The sequence below is a fragment of the Nitrospiraceae bacterium genome, assembly GCA_020632595.1.
In the GTDB taxonomy this organism is placed as follows: Bacteria; Nitrospirota; Nitrospiria; order Nitrospirales; family UBA8639; genus Nitrospira_E.
In genome coordinates this window covers 63,249-83,203 of record JACKFF010000014.1, presented here as the reverse complement: position 1 = coordinate 83,203, position 19,955 = coordinate 63,249, and the positions used below count along the sequence as shown (strand labels likewise).

9 protein-coding genes and 1 pseudogene are annotated in these 19,955 nt (G+C 52.2%); all 10 read right to left on the bottom strand.

Annotation, left to right across the window (positions count from 1 at the left end):
• Positions 1 to 289: 289 nt before the first annotated feature.
• A complete protein-coding gene (locus H6750_18495) occupies positions 290 to 1,189 on the bottom strand; it encodes a M48 family metalloprotease (GenBank protein ID MCB9776296.1) in 900 nt (299 codons plus the stop codon).
• Positions 1,186 to 1,713 (bottom strand): SH3 domain-containing protein, encoded by a 528-nt coding sequence (locus H6750_18490; GenBank protein MCB9776295.1) that lies wholly within the window; start codon positions 1,711 to 1,713, stop codon positions 1,186 to 1,188. The genes H6750_18495 and H6750_18490 overlap by 4 nt, the downstream gene beginning before the upstream one ends.
• 245 nt (positions 1,714 to 1,958) lie before the next feature.
• The gene (locus H6750_18485; GenBank protein ID MCB9776294.1) at positions 1,959 to 9,866 is read right to left on the bottom strand and encodes a CHAT domain-containing protein; all 7,908 of its coding nucleotides are present in this window, start codon (positions 9,864 to 9,866) and stop codon (positions 1,959 to 1,961) included.
• Entirely contained in the window at positions 9,839 to 10,459 is a 621-nt protein-coding gene (locus H6750_18480; GenBank protein MCB9776293.1) for a DUF1318 domain-containing protein, read from the bottom strand. Before H6750_18480 ends, H6750_18485 begins: the two co-directional genes overlap by 28 nt.
• A gap of 334 nt (positions 10,460 to 10,793) precedes the next feature.
• Positions 10,794 to 11,085 (bottom strand): annotated as a pseudogene (locus H6750_18475) (GIY-YIG nuclease family protein).
• Between the two features lie 256 nt (positions 11,086 to 11,341).
• Complete coding sequence (locus H6750_18470; GenBank protein MCB9776292.1) at positions 11,342 to 14,914, bottom strand: hypothetical protein; 3,573 nt, start codon at positions 14,912 to 14,914, stop codon at positions 11,342 to 11,344.
• A gap of 561 nt (positions 14,915 to 15,475) precedes the next feature.
• The gene (locus H6750_18465; protein MCB9776291.1) at positions 15,476 to 15,727 is read right to left on the bottom strand and encodes a GlsB/YeaQ/YmgE family stress response membrane protein; all 252 of its coding nucleotides are present in this window, start codon (positions 15,725 to 15,727) and stop codon (positions 15,476 to 15,478) included.
• A gap of 104 nt (positions 15,728 to 15,831) precedes the next feature.
• Complete coding sequence (locus H6750_18460) at positions 15,832 to 16,521, bottom strand: DUF2959 domain-containing protein (protein ID MCB9776290.1); 690 nt, start codon at positions 16,519 to 16,521, stop codon at positions 15,832 to 15,834.
• Positions 16,522 to 16,565: 44 nt separating this feature from the next.
• On the bottom strand, positions 16,566 to 17,003 hold the full coding sequence (locus H6750_18455) for a DUF2780 domain-containing protein (protein ID MCB9776289.1): 438 nt from the start codon (positions 17,001 to 17,003) through the stop codon (positions 16,566 to 16,568).
• Positions 17,004 to 17,191: 188 nt separating this feature from the next.
• Positions 17,192 to 19,654: an ATP-binding protein gene (locus H6750_18450; protein MCB9776288.1), complete on the bottom strand. Its 2,463-nt coding sequence runs from the start codon at positions 19,652 to 19,654 to the stop codon at positions 17,192 to 17,194.
• Positions 19,655 to 19,955: the final 301 nt, after the last annotated feature.

The following is a 19,955-nucleotide window of genomic DNA, read 5'->3' as shown; positions in this document are numbered from 1 at the left end:
GACCCCCCTCGCTGATGACTGACGCCTGCCGTCCGGTCCTTGGGTCGGACGCTCTTATAAACCGGCGGACTTTGTTTGAGCTCAGCGAGTTAGGCCGCCTCCTAAAGCTCGCGTCCGTCCCATCTGAATGAGACCGGACGGGGCGGCATTGGTTTTGGGTCCTTTTCCCGAAAGAAAAGGACCTCGCCTGCCGGGGCGAAACCCGGCAACCCAAAACATCACGTGGGCATATGAGAGAGAACCAGTGCAATGCGTTTACCTACTAGCGAATTCTCAAACTTCCCAAGCCTTATCCCGCCTTCACGTATTGATGAAAGCGCTCTGTGAGAAATGGCAGATTTTTGATGTCGGAATAGTCTTTTAAAAGCGTATCGATTTTGGAGATGCGGAGGGTGGTGGAAGGATGCGTGGTGAAAAACTTGGACTCCACATGTCCTTCTTCTTTGGCCAATGTCTGCAGATAATCTTCCAGGCCTTGCGGGTTATAGCCTGCCCGATAGGCATACTCTACCCCAACCACATCGGCTTCGAATTCTTTGTCTTTGTCCAGACCTTTGGTGAACAAGAGGTCGGTCATTTCGTCGATGACGCTGGAGAACATGGCCGGATCCTGTTTCATGGCGGTGAGGGTCAATTCCGAGACACTGCCCATCAGGGATCCCCGGCGAATGGCATCCAGCATGTGTTTTTGGGTGACATGGGCGATTTCATGAGCCAACACGCCCGCTAATTCGGCTTCATTGTTCAAGGTCTTCAATAGCCCGACGGTGATGAAAATATAGCCACCGGGAGCGGCAAAGGCATTCTGTTCCTGACTGTTCAGAATGGCGAAATGGTAGTTCAGGGTTGGCCGGTCCGAGACTTCCGCCACCGTCTTTCCTACCAGATTGATATAGCGTGTCCAGGCTGGATTGGAGTATTCCCCGCCAAAACGGCTAAAGGCTTCTACCGCGACCGCTTCACCCAACGTAATCTCCTCTTCTTCTCCGATAGGCTCCATCGCTTGAACGACGCCGACGCCTTTTTTCAGAAGATCGATTTTCTGTTGTTTCATGCCAAGGGCCGCTCCGAGACCTCCAATGAGATCCGTTTGTTGTGACGATTCCCCGGATTGCGATCCAGCGCATCCCATGGTAGACAAGAGGAGACTTAGAATGCTGACACCCGCCAAAATTTTTCCGGTATTCATTGGACACCTCCCGAAAATTCTCCTAAGTTCCCAGCTTTTTTAAACTGCATCAATTCATCTGGGGCAATGGAAAAGGCTTCCATGCGATCCACGGCATCACGGTCTTCCTTTTTGATATTTTTGGCTTTGGCATATTGTTCGGTGGATTCCTTGAGGCCTCGAATGCTGCCTCCTGCCCGTGACTCTCGCGCGGCAATGGTTTTCCGTCCCGTGAGGCCTGAGAGGCCAAGTCCGCCACCACCGGTGGAAGGCTTCTCTTCTGCCAGCCGGAATTTAAACACCCAGCCGGTTTTTCCTGTGGCGGTTTTGATTTTGGCCAATCGACCTTCTTCGGCTAGCACGGTGACGGCATCTCCCAGCGCCAGGGTGGCGATGACGGCGGAGGTCGGAGATTTCTCCGCATTAACTTTGACGTCATCCTGCTTGGCGTAGAGAGTGGCAGCCCAATTGGTCGTTGGAAATATCCAGACAGCCAACGTGAAGAAGACGACTCCGATGATAACTCGAGCGATACGGTCAGGCATGAGGCCCCCTTTCAGCGTGGGATTAGGGCGTGATTATTCAAAATTTTCACGAGTTTTAATCATTGGGATATCATTCATATATTAAGGGAGCTAATGAAGGGGTGTTCAAAAAGGCCGTCCAGTCCTGTCCTGAGGCCCCCCCGAAGGGAAGGCCGCAGCCTCTTTGGCACGCGGAACGTACATGGGAGTACGTGAGCATGACAAAGGGGCGAGAACGCCGCTGGCGGGCTTTTTCAACACACCCATTATTGATAGTCTCCGATTAAACTAAACCCGGCCCAATAGGATGGGTGGGGAAAATCCTTTTTAACGAGGAGTTGTGCTTGCCGCAAACTTCTGGCTTTATTCGCCGTCACGTAATTCCGGTAAAAATGTTTCATGAGCACCGAGGTGGAGAGATCATCTACCCGCCACAGGGCGGACACCAGGGCATGCGTGCCGGCATAGACAAATGCGCGATTCAGGCCGATGAGCTCTCCGGCTTCCAGTTTGCCCAGGCCTGTTTGGCAGGCGCTTAACGTCACCAGGTCCGCGTTTAATTCCAAACCGAAAATCTCCTTGACGGTCAGTCGGCGGTTTTCGGGGTTTTCTGAAGCCAGCCAGAGTGAGGACAACAGCGGATTGCCCTCATCGAATTCCCCATGGGCCGCTAAATGGATGATGCCATATCGGGAGATATTCTTCACCACCCATTCTTTCGTGGCTTTCGTTCCGGTCAGAATATCCATGTTGGGATAATTCCATTTGATGCTTTTGGCCTCTAATTCGGCCAGCGGGAGATCGTAATTGAAATTTCCCAAATCCGGATTTCCGATCGCAAGGACTTTGTCATTTTTAACGGCCTGCCGTTTGGCAAAGGTGAATTGAAAGACACTGGCCGAGGGTGCGTAAAAGAGCGGAATCTCATCCACCAGATACGCCGGACCATGTTTGAGTGCGGCAAAGGAGAGAAAGTGTAACGGTCCATCGGGAATAATTCCCAAATACTCCAGGTTGGTGATGTCGGCTTCAACTGGTTGAATCAGAGACCCATAGAGTTTCTGTAATTCATCATCAACCGGTTCCAGATGCTGAACGAGTTGCCGATAGCGGGTCACCAGGCGGGTGAGATCTTCCTCCTTCGCTGAAACTGTTTTAAAGATAGTCCGCTCTTTGGTCATGAGCCACAGGTAGAGCTGGTCTTTTGTTAAAAAGTAGGTGAGCAGTCCCACTCGTGGCGCCAGGAGCTGTTGCACGCCCTCCAGATTGAGCGGATCCACAGCCACAAAACTACTGAGTGCCGGATTCTCCTGTTTGACTTCCAGGATGGCCTCCTCATACAGGGCCTTGGTGTTGCGATACCGCTCCTGAAGGTCGGCAGGGGGTTCCTCATACGATCCCAGTTCCGATTTGAGGGAATCCACTGTGGAAGCCAGCCTGTTGATTTTGGTCCAGGTTTCCTGGTCTCCCTGGTTTTTGAACTCGAGTTTTTGATTGCCCAACAAATCGATAAAACTTCGGGATCGGGAGCGTTCGAGAAAATTAAAAGCGTCATCAGTCCGGTTCATGGTAATGAGCAGGGTGATGATGTCCCGGTACAGATCCAGCTTGTTCGTCTGGAAACTATTGCGGAGTTCATCAATTTTCAGCGCGGCCCGCATGCCTTCCACCACCTCGACCCCTTTGGTAAACCAGGTCAGGGCGTCCGGGAGCTTTCCTTCCTCCCTCAACAGAGTGGCTTTGCCCGCAGCGGCCCGCCATTCCACTTCCTTGATCCCGTATCGCTGGGAGATCTCATGCGCCCGCTCGTAAAAGCCAAGGGCCTGTTCGGGTCGGAGCAGCGCCTTATTGACATTGCCCAGTTCCAGCAGGGCCTTGACCCAATTGATGACATTGTTGATCTCGGAGCTGATCTGCTCGGCTTTGATGAAATGCTTTTCGGCCTCTTCTAACTGTCCCAGGGCCAGTAGGGAGATGCCGATATTCCGATGATCGTAGCCTAATCCCCATTGGCTCTTCAGGGACTCGTCCAGCGTTTTCGCCTGTTGAAAATAGTCCAGCGCGGCGGCATGGTCGCCCCGTTGCCGGTAGATCAAGCCAAGGTTGTTCAGCGAGGAGGCTAACTCGGTTTGAATATTGGAAGACCGGCTGAGCGTGACCGCGTCATGTAAATGGACCAGTCCTTTGTCGGTGTCATTCAGTGTCCAGTAAATCAGCCCGCGGGTATTTTTCACCATAATGCGTAATTGCGGGTCATTGGCCTGTTCGGCTTTTTTGTCGGCCTGGGTTAAGAGTTGAAAGGCGGTTTGATAGTTCCCCTGGAACCAGGCCACATTGGCGAGGTAGAGATCGCCCGTTGTGAGGAGCTTGGGGTCCTCCAGTTCTTTCGCAATCGAGAGGGCCTGGTGGTAGCGTTCTGCGGCCTGGTCGAAGAGACCGACTTTTTCATAGGTCAATCCCACTTCATAGAGCGCTTCGGCCTCTCCCTGGGGATCGCCTTGTTCCTGATACAGCTTGAGAGCGGCCAGAAAGTTGTCACGGGCTCTCTCATACCGGCCCAATCGAAGGTAATAAATACGACCGATTCGACGGTATTGAAACGCCGTGTGCCCCATTTCCCCGATTTCCTGATACAGGGAGAACGACTGGTTGAATTGGTCCAGGGCTTCCGAATAGGCACCCATATTTTCACGCACAATACCCAATGTGGCCATGCCTTCCGCGAGGCGATCAAGCTGTTCGCCTTGTTCCCAGATCTGGTTGGCCTGTTCGAGGTGTTGCACGGCGAGGTCAAAATGTTCGAGACGGGAATGCAGAATGCCAAGGCGATATTCCGCCTCAGCCCGTTCGTTGGCCGGGGTATCCGGCGTGAGCGCATCCAGGAGTTTCTGTTGAAAGAACAGCCCCTTTTCATAATCGCTGACTTCAAAGGCGGTTTCGACCGCCAGGGTGGTGAGTTCCTTGAAATCCTTTCGTTTTTTGGCATGCTCGATAAGGGCGAGCGCATGTTCGATATGCAGCAGAGAGCCGGGAAAGTCTTTGGTCTCAAATGCGTGAATGGCTTCTGCCACTTCCTGGTCATAGATGGAGGCGGCATATTCCTGGCGTTCGTCCGGACCCATGCCGGCAAACCCATAGTGGCGGAAGGGATAGGTGTCAGTATCCGGTCCCCAGATATCCTTCGATGCGGCCATGACGGCTTCATCGGGAGGAAGCGTATTGAGATGCGTGAGATATTTATTCAGAAACCTGGTGGCGGTTGGGGAATCGAGCGGTGTCCGGCTCACGATGACATGAGGAAATCCTGCCCGCAGGAGCGAGGAGATCAGCACCCATGGAGAAGGCGATGAGGACGGAACGCCGCCGAAGAGCAGGATCGAATGGTGTTGACTGCCGGCAAAATCAAGCACGGAGACAAATTCCCGAACATTTTGATCTTCCTGTACTTCAAAGGCAAATGTCTCAGGATTTTTGAGAAACGCGGCAATGTTGGTGTGGCTGGCCAGCGGATGGTCGTGCGTCTCGACCCCGCGAAATTGCTGGAGCACAAAAGGAATTTCCCCCGCACTGGAAGGCGTGGAAGGGAGAAACGTGCTTGGGGTGGTGATGTGAGAAAAAAAGAGGCTGCGCTGATGATAGCCATTCAGGAAATCATAAAAGTTGCTGACCCACGTGAGCGGTTTCTGATCGAGCGTCAGGGAAGGGAGAGTGGATTCCAGTTCCTGCGGCATCGCCACATAGGCAGAGGCGGATTGTTTGAGCCGGTTGTGAAATTCTTCATCCCCCATCACCCCTTTTTCGGTGACCACCAGCGAACTGTAATGGAGCGTGTCTCCGTTATGAACAAAGCCATGATAGCCTTGCGTGCCTTTGAGAATTTTCAGGTAGGGGTGTTGCGCGTCCACTCCCAAAAATATGAGGTCTCTGGTCGGAGGATAGGCCCAGAAGGAGGCGGTGGCCCAGGGATATTCTTCAAACAGGGCATAGAGCGTGTCCTGGAGGGCAGGAGCCAGTTCTTCTATGGCTGCGACGTTTCCGTGATTTCTGGCTTGCCGGAGTTCCCCGAGCAACGAGTGTAATTCCGGTTCATAATCCCCCAAGCCTTTGAGAAAGACCTTCTCTCCCAGGGCTTCATAGACGGCACTGGTCATTTGTCGAATGCTCAGTTGCTCCGCCACGGCAAAAGCGTCGTCGGGCCGGCCTGCTTCAATCAATTGGTCAACCGAGAGCTGAATCAGACGTTCGTATGCGGGCCAGGTGTTGGTCTGCCCCGTGGGGGGGTCGGTTTGCGCGGGAAAACGAAGGACGGCCTCAACGGATTGTGCGAGAAGCTTCTTGTGCGCAAGGGGATCGGCGGTTGCTTCGGCTTGAGACAGATACCACAACCAGCTATTGGGTGATTGCCGGTCTTCCACCAGTTTGAGTAAGTCGTCCTGAATGTTGCGATAGACCTGAGACTGATCCGATGTGCGTGCCAGTTCGGCCTGGTTCAACTTCACCAGAAATTGAGCAGGAAGTCGTTCTGAATCTGAAAAGAGGGCCGGCTTCTGTAGGAGCGAGTCGGCCTTTTGATAATACGACCACGGAAGCGTCCTGGTTGTGAACTGCTCATGCATGCGTTGGACGGCATCAGCCGGCTTGAGGCGCGGGTCCGGGGATGGTTCGGGAAGAAGAGACAGCAGCATAGCGGTGTTGGTGAGGGTGAAGAATAGGTTGCGGTCTTCATAGTTTCGTTGTTGGAGATCCTGAATGCCCGAGGTGATGGCTTCCACAAGGCTGTCGTCCGGGGTGTGGCCTTGTAAGAGGCTTTCGACGGCTAATGTCGAAAGATTATAGATGTTGACGCTGGTCCCAAACGGGATGTTCAACGTCCGGGTGTAATTCAAGGATTGGCGAAAGGATTCCATCGCCTGTGCAGGCTCATCTAATTGGTGGGAAAGCACTCCCAGCCGGTTGAGGACAATGGCTTTTTCTGTCAAGGTTGCCGCATCCTGCGCAGTCGATGCTCCCTTATTGAGAAGAGCGAGTTTTTTCCGATAAAAATCTCGAGCGGGACCCGGTTCGTCTAATTGCTCGTAGGTGCTGGCGATATAACTGAACATGAGCTTTTGTTCGCCCTTTAGGTCGAACCCGCTGGCCGCTTGAGACCCGCCTTCATTGAGGGCCACATTTACATTGAATAGGCCTGGTCCCTTGGAAAGCGTTTTGCCGCCGCCGGTGGTGAGGTGGTCCAGGCTGGTAAAGTAACTTTCCAAAGCCTGTTTGAGTTCCTCGCGTCCACCCGTTTCGCTGGCGCGGCTCAGGTTAAACAGGTTGACCCCGATATTTCTCTGGAGCAATGTGACATTTTGTTCCTGCCCTAACTCACGGTTGAGGACCAAGGCCCGGGAGAAGGCATCAATGGCTTTGGCATATTGTCCAATGTCCTGATGGGACAAGCCTATGCGTTCCAGGATTTCGGCTTGTAGGCCTGGTTGCTCGGGAGGGACGTTCCGTAGGGCCATTTGATATTGCACCAACGATTCCTCTGTGCGTCCTGCTTTAAAACAGGCTTCTCCATAATTTTTACGATAGAGCAATTCGGTGATGGTCTCGCCGGACGGGGTGAATTGCTCCTCACGCTGCCGGTAATGTCGATAGGCTTCGCGGGCATTCGAGAGGGCCAGGTAGGTATTTCCTAAATTCAACAGCAGTTGGGATTCCACGTCGGGAAAACGACCGGCATCGTTGAGTTCCAATGCGATGCGATACTCCTGCTCGGCCTTCTCAAGGTAGCCTTGTTTGCCGGATGTCCGTTCGGTTTGTTCGTAGGCCCATCCCAGGGTTTGGTGGACATACCCCAGGGCGGGATTTTTTTTCATGGCACGTTGGAGGAGGCGGATCACTAACGGGAGATCGGGCGGTTCGGAATAGGACAGGGCCAGGGCCTGCCCATACTGATAGACCGCGTGATCAGGATGGGTCTTGACTAAGCTGGTATACCAGTCCTGGACCTCCGCCGTGTCTTTGAGCATGACTTTGGTTTCAATATACGCCCGATGGGCTTCCACGGATTCCGGATATTGCTCGATGAGCTGTTTCAGCGATTTGGCGGCGATGCGGGTTTCCCCGATCTTCCGGTCCTTCAGGGCTTTTTTCACCAATTGTAAAATGAGAAGGCTTTTGGTTCCCTCGAGTTCAGTCTGATTTTCTCCGGGAAACTGACTCAAGGCGGCATAGGTATCCGCCGCTTCCTGGTACCGTTCCGATTCTGAAAGGATGGCGGCCTTTTTACGATAGGCCTGGATGACGAGTTCGTTGGGAAGGTCGGGAACCGGGATGACGAAATCCAGAGTTTCCAGAGCGGACAGTTGTTCTCCCTGTTCGTGATAAAGATCGGCGATGGTTAAGCGGGTGGTGGCGATCAGGACAGGAAGATCAGGATACTGGGGGATGATCCTGTTCAAGGCCGTTAGGCGCTCACGTGCCGTTTCACCCTGTTGAGAGAGAGTCACGACTTTTTGGATAGCACGTTTGCCCCAGGAGGAACGCTCGCCAAATAATTGAATGACATCCACGAACACGCGGATCACATTGGGAGCGTCTCCTAGAATCCGGTAGGCTTCCCCTCTGGTGAAGAGACCCTTGGCTCGAATCTCTTTATTGTGCAGATCTTCGACTTTGACGAGGTACTCCAAGGCGGTCAGGGGATCGTCCGCAAAGAGGTAGAGCCGTCCGGCTTCAATGAGGGCTTGACCGTATACCTCATCCATGTCCCGGTGCTCCTGCCCGATGGTCAGTAAATCGTTCACGCCGGTGGTGACTAACCGGCGTCTGGCCGCGGAGCTGATGCCTTGAGCCTGCTCCTGGACCCGCAAGACGATGGTATATATCCGGGCCAACGCACCGGTCCGTCCCGGTTGGCGGGTGTAGGGCTCCAAGGATTCGCGGGCTGCAGGAAAATTTCCTTCCTGTGTCTGTGCTTCGGCGAGTGAAAAATCAAATTCCGCCCGTGCGTCAGGAGGCTGTTGTGCTAACAGATTGTGAGAAATATTTCCCAGAACCAGGAGCGCGAGATCCAGTTGCCCGTGATCCTGATATGAGGCGGCCAGCGATTTGGCGCGATCGAGGTCAACGTAATCCCTGAGAAACGTCGGTATGTCCATCCGGAAAATATCTCCGGCTTTCAGGTCGGAGTAGTAGAGGAAATCCCCGGACACGGCAGGGTAAAGATGAAATGTGTGCGCCGGAGTGATCCGATAGAGTCTTTGGAGTTCCGCCTGCTGCGGGTCCCAGAGTCTCATCCAAATGGACGATTCATCATCGGTATCAACCAGCCCGTCATCGTTGGTATCCCGGTCATATCGGGTAAACACCAGGTGACGATTCATGGTGGGATCAACGGGGTTGTGGTCCAAGGCAGGCCAGAGATCCAGGGCATGGCTGTCCTGGTCGAATGAGGTGGAGCTGTTGTCGTGAAGATTCAATAAGGTCAGAAAAGCACCATTGGAATACAGAAGCTGTCCCTGACCATTCACGGAAAAGCTGGAGGCTTGGGGCACGACCAATTCTTCCGACTGGTTGGCAAAAGATTTCCGGTAGATGGCGGAGGTGTTTTGGAGTGGATCGCTTTTGAGATAAAAAAATCCTTGTTCTTCTTGATCCCACTGAGGGGACCCATCGCCGCTGGATAAGTCCGTCAGGCGTTGTTCCTCACGGGTAATCAGATCCAGGAGGTACACATCCCCACGGGGATCGGACTTATGCGACACATACAAGAGACGGGTACCATCCCGGTTCAAGGCCGGTTCCTGATCACTGGCCGGGTGAGTAGTCATTTGTCGGGGAAGTGTGAGGGCGGAACTCTTGAGGGTTTGGACCCAGATATCCGAATTTCCTGAACGAGTAGAAACGAATGCAAGCGTCTGTCCATCCACAGAGACAGACGGTTGATAATCCAGGGCCGGGTGAGTGGTCAGGCGTTCAGGTGTCGCAGCCAGAGCGGGTGGGGAGGAGCCCAGCAATCCCATCAGACCGGTGAAGGCTATCAAGCCGAATAGGGCTCCGTGAACCTGAAACGATCTTTTCTCATTTCTTCCTGATGGCTTCTTTCGGGCCTCTTGGGAAGCGTGAGAAAGGTGACCACCTCGCAACGTCGGGTCTTGAGTTAGGGTGTGGCGTCTTTTTGAGTCCATGTCCCATTGTCCAATTGGATTCGTTCTCCCTTGAGGGCTTTATCCCGATTGAGTGCGGCAAACATTTTGTGGACTCGTGGTAATTCTGAAGGTGTCAGAGTCTCGTTGGTTTCAACAATCCGGCTCATAATTGCGAGCCGATCCTCATTCTCCTCCTTAATCAAATTTTCAACAAATGCGCGATCGTCCGGTTGGATTTTTTCCGGCTCCAGGAGGGTGACACCACCTTCATTATTTTCTCCGATAATTCCCAATGATTTATACCGATTGAGATCATCTTTGTTGAAAGACACTCGTTGGAGGGCACGCACGACGTCTTTCTTCCCAGGAGGAAGTTCCTGGGTCTGTTTCAATTTTCCCTTCGGATCGATATAGCGAACGGACGCCACCAGCATGACCTGCTGATTGAGTTCTTGATACGTCCCAAGCACCTGGTTTTCCAGGGCTGTGCGTTCATCAACCACGGTCACTCCGACTAAAGGACCACCGCACGCTGTGAGGGTGGTCAGAAGGAGGGTCATCATGACCAGGGACTTAGGATGGAAAAAAAACGTGTGTGCCGTGCTCTGAGGCGATAATGGGGGGTGGGACATAACTAATCAGCTCCTTGAGAGGGTAAGGTCTGATTTATCTTATCAAATTCCAGAAAGCCGCTGAAGAAAAATTTCCAAATGGTCATCCTGAGCCAGATTCATGTCATCCTGAGTAAAGCGAAGGATCTGAGCCCAGCTCACGCGGGCCTTGGCTGGCTTAGCGAGATGCTTCGCCTTCAGCTCAGCATGACAACTAAAAATACATAAGGGTGAAATGGGCGTTGATCGTCCTTCCCTCCCTCAATCTTGTCATTCCGAGCGAAGCGAAGAATCTGAGCCCAGCCCAACCACGCCACCGCTTAGCCACATGCTTCGCGCTGCTCAGCATGACAATCTATGACATATCCCAATCTGCAGAAAGATCCACCCATTTTGGGTTGTTTGTATTAATCAATTCCAGCTTCTTTGCGCGCGTCCAGCCTTTGAGCTGTTTCTCCCGATTGAGTGCCGCATGAATATCCCGAGTTTCTTCGAAGTACAATAATCGTGTGATGCGGTATCTCGTTGTGAAATGTCCGGCTTCTCCCTGCCTGTTGTTCATAGATTCGACGAGTGAGAGCATTGGTGACCCCGGTATATAAAGTGCCGGATTGGTTTGTCATGATATACACACAGTATTGTTTCATCTGCTGGTTTGGCCCCTCCGCTTTTTCATCCTGAGTCGGACAAAGGATCTGTGTCCAGCTCAACTGAGTCATGGCTTAGCGAGATGCTTCGCCTGCAGCTCAGCATGACAACGATACTGTGGGTCGATCATTATCCGGTCCCTCGGCTTTGTCATCCTGAGTAAAGCGAAGGATCTGAGCCCAGCTCCACCGGCCCATGGCCTAGCGAGATGCTTCGTCTTCAGCTCAGCCTGACAATAGCTAAAAGGATTGTCACTTACTGAAGGACGATTTCTCCTTCGGGGGTGAACGAGTAGGTTTCGGCTCCGATTAATTCCAGCACCTTGGCCAGGTCTTCCCAGTTGGGAATGGCGGCAGTGAGTTTTTCGATGTTTTTCATTTTCGCGATCGGGATGCGCTCCAGTCTAAAGGTGGGGATCAGGTTGCCTTGGAAATGTATTGTCAGATTCAATTGGCCTCTGGCTATTTCCACCATGACCCGCGAGGGATTCGCGAATTTCAGTTGCGCACGAACATGGGAGATCGTCGGTTTGCTTCCTTCCGGGTCCAGGAACACGAGGAGGCGATCCAACGCTTCGTTTCCGATGTGCGTAATGTGCAGGTTGCATTCTAAACGGCTCAAATCCACGGCTCCCGTGGTTTCCTGCAATATGGTCGTGAGTCCAATGGTGGCGGCGATGTTGCTATCCCCGATGATTTTGGATTCTGTCTGAATGAGGCGGTTGGCATCGAGATTCGCTATTTCAAACTCCGCCGATAGACGCAAGGGATGTTCGGCGGCAATGATGACATTTCCCCCAATCCCTCCACCCAACAGGTTCATAGCGAGATTTTGCATTTTCAGGGACTGTTGCTCAAACGCCAAATTCGTCGAAAGGTTTTCGACTGTGAGTGGCCCGAGCTGAAGACGATCAATGGTGAGGGTCTGCCCTTTCCGGGAAAACGATTTGAGCTGGGCAATGCGGTCGGACGGTTGAAATGGCTTTTTCGGCGGAGACGGGAGTCCATCCGGTTTCCAGGCTAGTGATTTTCTGAGCTGTATTCCTCCGTTCATGTCATGGAGTTCCGTGCCATCCCGAGTCAGGGAGAGTGTTTCAGACCCGATCTCCACAGAGGCGTCCAGACTTCCTTGTTCTTTTTTCAGCATGGAAAGGGTGACCAGGGCCTTGCCGTTTCCCTGTATCCCCAATGGTTGGAGTGCTTCTTGAAAAGTTTCCACATCCAGAGCCAGGCGGGTGTGCAGTTGGGCAAAGAGTTTTGCCAATTGGGTGCCACGAGGCGAGGTGGAGGACAACAGCTCCCGCAAGCCGACCACCGTGCTCTTTATGGATAGGTCGACTCCCGTTGATGTCACATGGATCGGGTCAATCTGGACTTCATTGAGATCCGGAGACGACATGTTCACGTGTAGGGATGTGTTGGCTAATTCCCTGAACGGGAGGGTATCCGGCAGATGAATCCGATTGAGTGTGAGATCCGTTGTGAGTTGGGTTTGAGGTGTGGCTCGTGGCGAATAGGCCATGGTCATGCTGCCGTTGCCTCCCTGAACCCGATATCCCGAGACGGCTCCCTCAAGATCCCGCATCGTCAGTTTTCCATTGATTCCCAACGGAAGGGTCAATTTCTTGAGATCATCTTCCTTGGGAACCCTACCCGCTGTCCGCAGAGTCAGACTGACCCGTCCTTTTGGATTGATTTCATCCAATCCCTTCATGAGCGGTCCCGACAGATGCGGGAGAAGGTTGCCGACATGGAGGAGGGGTAGCTGCAGATCCACATCAAATTGTTGGCTCTCCTGCTGATACCGGGCTTTCATGACCAAATCTAATATTTCTTCGCTGGTCAGTCGCAGGCTCTCCAGTAAATAATCCTGTTTGAACACATCTTCCTTGCTTTTTAATGACAGTCTGATTGAAGGAAGGGTGGCCGTCAGGGAGGCATCCTGGTAGGTCAGGTTGCCGAGCGTGACCTGGAGTTTGTCTTCCGAGCGAAGGCTGGTGGGTTGATAGGTCGGCGAGAGATGGCCTTGGAAATTAGATTTTAGGACCACATGGCTGGTCCCGATTGTCACCATGTCAGCCGCATGGAGGTCAGAGAAATCTGACGAAAATCCGACCGTTCCCTGAATCGCACCATTGGTTGCCTGATAGCCGGAAGAAAGCAGGAAGGTGAGTTGGTGCATGGTGCCTTCTGCGCCGAAGGGTTTCACGTGAGCTTGAAGAGAGGACAGCTTGAGAGCCGCCGTCGCTTTTGCCCATTCGGGACGGAAATCCGGATGAAGTGCTCCTGTGGCATGCAGCACAAAGGTATCCGGTTCGGACCCTTTCTGGAAAACGAGTCCTTGAAGACGGTCCTTGGGGATAAGGGAGAGTAAGGCGTTAATTTTTGGTGACAGACGTAGTTTCAGTGAGGCATCCATACCTTCCTTCGGGGCAGGATGAGGTTGTAATACGCCGTTCATCTGTAAGGTCGCATAAGGTTTGAGGTCTGCATTCAGATGCTTCACCTCAATGTGACGGGTGTGATGATTGCCACTGGTATCAAGGGTCACGGCAAAAGGAAGAGTGAGCGGTGTGCCAAGTAGGTCGCCGGGTAATGCCGTGGTCCCGGAGATCTGCAGGTTTCCCGAAAATGGGCCTGAGGCCTGGTAGTCGCTCTGGAGACTTAAACCAAAGTTTTGTATTCCATAGGCTTGAAACGTTAGATCATGCATGGAAAGTTTGGCCGAGACGTTTCCCATCAAGGGGAGATTCTCCTTGATCTGAAGATTCTTGGCGGTGAATGCCAGATCTGTGGGGCCCACGGTCAGGGCGTGGCCTGGCAGATGCAATTCCACATTTTTCCCGTCTAATCCCGCGTGGATGGTCCCCTCAAATCCGGAGTCGGGAAGTGAGCCGGTGAGGGTGAATGAGGGAGACAGATTTCCCCCAACTGAAGCCGTGGCAAATTCCTGCGGTACAAAATCTTTGGCGAGATCCATAATTTTTCCGAGGTCAAGATTCGTATCGGCAAGAGAAAAATTTACAGTTTTGTGGGTGAAGAATTCGTTGATGGTTCCGGAGAGTGTGAGGTGAAGGGCCGGATCCAATTCAATGGTGAGCTGTTTTAGATCAAGATGTTGAGTCGGAAGATGAATCGCGGTGTCAAATTTCACGACCAGGGGGAGTTGAATGTGTTTCCCTTGAAGCGCCACCGCGACTTGCTGAACCTTCAGCGTGCCGTTGAGATGTGCATCATCCGATGATACACCTCCCGAACTATGGAGATTCAGATGGGTCAGGTTCACTGTGAGGTCGGGCGATACTACGAGCTGAATATTGCTCTCGATAATTTTAAGGGTTTCCAGATCAATCGAGACGGGAAGAGTGGGAAGCGCTGCCGGTTCAGAAGAGGGTGGGGGAGGTGGTTCCGGTGCGGCCTTTGTGAGTTCAGGCAGATTGAGTGATATGTCAGCCTGATCGATGGAAATTTCGTTGATGGTGAAGGTGCCCTGCAGCAATCCGAAAAGGCTGTAATCCAGTGTCAGGTGTTCGAGTGTGAGCGGGGTTTGGCCCGGTTTGGTCAATTCTAATTGATTGACTTGAAGGCCGGTCAGCAGATTAAACGAAAGAGATTGAATTCGGACCGTTCCTTGAACAAGCTCGGAGAGCCGAATTTCCAACTCCTGTCGTACCATGTCCGAAGGAAACCAATAAGTCAGTAACAGACCTGCACAGAAAAACAGGGCCAGTATGCCCAGGCCTAACCAGACGAACCATTTTAAGGCTTTCCTCGATCGTGGTGGTGTTGCCGAAGGAAGCGTATCTTGTTTGGGGGTATCGGAGGACATGGAAGAGAAAGAATCCTATTGCCGGAACGCGACGAGACCTTTTTCGTTGTTGGAGATAAGACAGATCATACAGATTAGCGAACCCTAGAAAAGGGCGAAGAGCCTTATGTTCTGTATTATCCGTCCAGGCTCCTATGCCGGATAGCGGCTATTACCTAAGAGTTTAGTCAACTTCATGCCTTAAATAAAGGAATGGCATTTATTTTGGGGGAGTGTTGAATAATTAAGATTAACAAGGACAAATTTGCCCAGGATTAGATTACTCATCAAAGGCTCCGGGTCGGTTCAAAAAAGTCCGTCCAGCAAGGCCACAGCCGTTTTTACGCGCGGAGCGTACGCTGAGTACGTGAGCACGGAAAAATGGCGAGAACGCCGCTGGCGGCTTTTTTCAACAGACCCTTTGGGGATACCTAATTGGGGGTTTTTTAATTCGAGGGAAACGGGGAACCTTTTCTCAATGACAGCGGTTACAATCAGAGCCGGATTGAAACTATCGGGAAAGGGAAAGGCTAGGGACACAGAGTGGGGAACGGAAGTTGATGATTGGTGGTAGGGGAATGATTACCCTCCTTTGATTAGGCGATAGACAAGAAGAAGGAGGAAGGCTCCGCCAACGGCAATGCCGAAACTGGGCCAATTAAAACCGGTGACATCGCCATAGCCAAAATACGTGCTGATCATTCCGCCCACCATGGCGCCGGATATCCCGATCAAGATGGTGATAATCATTCCGCCAGGGTCCTTTCCCGGCATAATGACCTTTGCCAGGATCCCTGCAATGAGGCCGAACACGATCCAGGATATGATGCCCAATGAGGACCCTCCTTGTGAGTCAGGATGAACGACGATATGTGTCACTCTCCTGCCAATTGCCGGCAGGTCGAGTGACACGTTGAAACGGACAGGGGCCTAAATTGTTAGGCCTTTTCTTTCTCCATTGAGGCAATAAAGGAATCGGCTTCTTGAATAGACGCTTCCATTTCTTTGATGAGAGAGGCGATGTTGCCTTCCACCGATACCAACTCACTTTTCAACGACGCGATGGCTTGGGCATTCAGATTGTGTTTCAGAAAGAGGACTTGGTCTTTGAATTTGGCCAAGACCGGATCCATTTTTGTTTCCGCCCGTTTCATGGCTTTGATCAATTGAGCATATTGGGTGCGTGTTTGCGTAAGTTGCTTTTGGCTGTTTTTGCGCAAGGCGGCGCTGGAATATTCTTTCAGTTCAGCCTCCCATTCATCGAATAAGGCCTCAGAGACATCTTCCACCGACGCGATGCGATCCCGAACCGCTTGGGCTTTGGCCTCGCTCTGTTCGTATTCCGCATTCAGGACGTCGTATTTATCCTGTAATTCACCCCCCTCAATGTTGAGGGTTTTGGTAAACCGGTCAAGTGCGGATTTGAATTGTTCTTTGGCTTCCTGTTGGGCATCCCGAGCTTTTTCCACATCACTGACCATCAGGTCGCGTTTGTGGTACCCGATTTTTTCCATCGCATCATAATAGATACTCTGACAACCAAAAGTGCTCAGACCCAAGAGCATGATTAACCATGTCAGGTAAGGAAAGAGTCTCCAAGAACCTCCTGAAGAAGTGTGAAAGTACATCATGGCATCCTTGTGCAAAGGGTTCATATTCCTTGGAACAATCATCAGGTAGTCGAAGCCGCAGGCTTTAAGACTTTTTCCAGTAGACCCTTCATGGAATCCCCGCCTTGATTTTGGACGAAGGAAAGGACGATCGGGAGAAATTTTCCAATCATGTCGGGGCTTAATCCCAGTTGCGAAAATCCACTTGCCAAATTAGCAAGATTTTCCAATCCCCCCATCTTCTCGCCTAATCCCCCCGCTCCGAGTGAAGAGGCGAGGCCTCCTAACGCTCCCATCATGCTGCCACCGGCAGAGGCTGTTGTGGAGGAAGCGGGTGCTGCTCCCAAGAGGTCCTTGACAGCTGGGACCTTGTCCGCCAGTCGTTGGAATTCGCCTGCGCCTAATTTGTTTTTGGCCAGATTGAATAAGAGACCGGCGCCCCCTTTGGCTTGGCCTTCATTAACACCCAGATTATTGACGAGTTGTTGAATTAATTCCATGGCAAGACCTCCTGATGAACAATCAAATGCATGGACACACGGGTAAAAGATCAGTGAGCGGTGGGTCAATGGCTCCCACTGCAGTCGCTCATTGATGATGCCGCATCAGCCGTAGGTGATAAGATACGGGATATGGCGCTCTAAAAGAAACCAGAATGGCCAAATCGTTGGCTGGAAACTCTAGGGGATCAAAGCCACGCTGGAGTCTGTTGGCCGTTGGTTCCTGTCCAATAGGGGATCCATGCCAAACACACCAACTTTGTCGAAATATTCGACTTTTTGGGGCGCACATTGAGAGTCTCCAGGGGAATGGTTTCGACATCCCACTGTGCGGTTAGTGATTGAATTTCTTCTTGTAACTCCGCCTCTAACGCAGCCAATTGTTGTTGAAGGGCGTCCACGTTTTCCTCGGCACGGTCCACATCCTTGCCTTCTTTCATGGTTCGGCTCATGCCTCGAACGGCGGTCGTGGCCTGGCCCATCGAAGACCGGCTGACGGTCTTACGGCCCATGAATACCGATAAGAGAGTCGCGCCGATGGAAATAACCGTTTGAAGTTTTTGTTGTTTGGCTTGCTCGGATTCCCGTTCGACGGCCTGTTCGGCCCGCCGGATCCGGTCTTCGAGTGTCGTCATTTTTCCGGCATATTTTTTTCGGAGTGCGTCGGTCTCCTCATCCCGACGTTCGCGGACGAGCTGTTGTAATCGAAGGCGGAAATCACGTTCCGATTCATGCGGGTCGGAAGTCATCCCTAAGGAGGCATTTCTGTATATGTCCAAGGTCTGCGTCCGGTAGATCCAATCCTCAAAATCCTTTTCCCATTCCTTATAGGATTTTGCCTGGGTGGCGGCGCCTGGCAGCTCCCCGAACTGTGCTCTGTCAGCAGAATGGGTATTCAAATCGGCAGGTGGAATATCGAGAGCGTCTGCTTGATCCCAATGGACCGGTACCGGGCCTGTGGTTATCTCTACAAGGGCTTGGACCTCACGGACTTCATCCAATTTCGTTTTGGCATCCTGGTAATGGACCGATGCGGCACCATACAGTCGTGGGTAATACATGAGTGAAACGTCTGCGGACCTGGCTCCCCGAATGGGTATGAAATATTGGCGGATGTCCGGAGGAAGAACCGGTGGATGCGTGGCGTTCCCTTGAGGAGGTGTTCCGGTATGAGATTGAGAAGCGGCAGCTAGGATTTTGGTGGATGCGGGTGAAGCTGCAGGATTGGAAAGTGAAGCTTTTACCGGATCCATCAGGGTTTTGATTTGCGTCCGGGTTAACGGCCCTCGAAGATAGGACAATGCCCAACGGGTCTCAAAAATTTCCGGCCCGTCGTCATGGACGTTGTTCAGAAGAAACACCCGGTTCCCGAGGCCGGAGATAATCTGCTCCATCTTCTGACGGTTGAAGTGTCCTTGACTGTTGGCCGCCGCGCCTTCCAATCCATCCAATACGCGGGCCATGTCCCGTTCGGTCTGGAGTCGTCCGATAAACCACGTTCCCGTATTCCCCAACCCTTTGTAATCCAGGTCAACCGGGTTTTGAGTCGCGAGCACGACGCCCAGGCCAAAGGCTCGAGCTTGTTTTAGCATGGTGAGCATCGGGGCTTTGGATGGCGGGTTTTTGATAGGAGGAAAGAAGCCAAAGACTTCATCCATATAGAGGAGTGCGCGCAGACTGGTGGTGCCTGATTGGTTTCGCATCCAACTGACCATTTGAGTGAGGAGGAGACTGACAAAAAACATGCGCTCGGTATCATTCAGGTGCGCGATGGAAAAAATGGCGATGCGGGGCTTGCCGGTTGGGGAATGCAAAATCTGATCAATATCCATCGGTTGCCCCTCCAGCCATGCGGAGAACCCTGGCGCTCCCAATAAATTATTAAAACGCATGGCTAATGCGAAGCGATCCTTCGAGGAAAAAACCGATTCCAAATCCATCACGCCCAACTTTGAAAACGGCGGGGTTTGAATTTGTTGGATGAGCGAGGAAAGCGTGAGGTCCTGTCCGGCTTCCCAGGAGGTTTTCAGGACATTGGCAAGCAGGATATGTTCGGGGCTTTGCAGGGGGTCGGCATCCAGACCAACCAGATTGAGTAAGCTGGTCGCCGTGGTGCCCACCCGGTCCCCTAAAAGTTCTGCGTCTTCAAGAATGTTGGATGAGGGCACGGCAAACGATTGGAGAATGGATACAGGAAGTCCTGCCGTGCTGCCTGGGGTATAAACCAGAAAGTCCGCTGCTTCCCGGAGTTTCGCGATTCTGGCTCCATCCTGTCCCCAGGATTCCAAACCCGCTTTCCATTTGGCTGCTTCCTTGTCCGCAAAAGCTTCCGGCGTGAGGGCCTTTTTCTTTGCGTCATCGTGATTGATCCAGGGAAGAAAATCGCTCCCATGCAAATCGGGAAAGGTCAGTAAGAGGTTGGCGATATCGCCTTTGGGGTCAATAATGATGGCCGGGATATTGTCGATGGCGGCTTCTTCCAACAGGCCAATACACAAGCCGGTCTTGCCGCTACCCGTCATGCCGACACAGACCGCATGGGTGACCAGATCTTTCGAGTCATAAAGGAGGAGGCCGGGTTTTGCTGATTTGGTGGCGAGGTCGTATGGCCTCCCTAAATAAAACACTCCGAGCTTTTCAAAATCAGACATGGTTGGCCACTCCCTTCATTCACCTGCAAATAGAAGTTTCCTGGTTAAAAATGGGTGAGGGAAACTCGCTTCCTGGTTATCCTTTTTAATGGCCCTGCAGGCCTGAGGACGGATTGTTCCGAGACAGGGATAAGATACCAAAGAAGCCGGGACCGTCGCATTAATTTAAGATTGAGGAGACCAAATCGGTCCAGACAATTTAGAGCTCAACCCTATGAGCCCTATGACAATTTGACATCCTCAGTCAGTTAAACAAAAATCACAATTTGTGAGGCTCGAATATTTTATAAGGAACCAGGTA

What these genes read in the sequence shown, in the direction of transcription:
- H6750_18460 (MCB9776290.1), bottom strand. Translation starts at nt 16,521, where the DNA reads ATGTACTTTCACACTTCTTCAGGAGGTTCTTGGAGACTCTTTCCTTAC.
- H6750_18490 (MCB9776295.1), bottom strand. Translation starts at nt 1,713, where the DNA reads ATGCCTGACCGTATCGCTCGAGTTATCATCGGAGTCGTCTTCTTCACG.
- H6750_18495 (MCB9776296.1), bottom strand. Translation starts at nt 1,189, where the DNA reads ATGAATACCGGAAAAATTTTGGCGGGTGTCAGCATTCTAAGTCTCCTC.
- H6750_18450 (MCB9776288.1), bottom strand. Translation starts at nt 19,654, where the DNA reads ATGTCTGATTTTGAAAAGCTCGGAGTGTTTTATTTAGGGAGGCCATAC.
- H6750_18455 (MCB9776289.1), bottom strand. Translation starts at nt 17,003, where the DNA reads ATGGAATTAATTCAACAACTCGTCAATAATCTGGGTGTTAATGAAGGC.
- H6750_18480 (MCB9776293.1), bottom strand. Translation starts at nt 10,459, where the DNA reads ATGTCCCACCCCCCATTATCGCCTCAGAGCACGGCACACACGTTTTTT.
- H6750_18470 (MCB9776292.1), bottom strand. Translation starts at nt 14,914, where the DNA reads ATGTCCTCCGATACCCCCAAACAAGATACGCTTCCTTCGGCAACACCA.
- H6750_18485 (MCB9776294.1), bottom strand. Translation starts at nt 9,866, where the DNA reads ATGGACTCAAAAAGACGCCACACCCTAACTCAAGACCCGACGTTGCGA.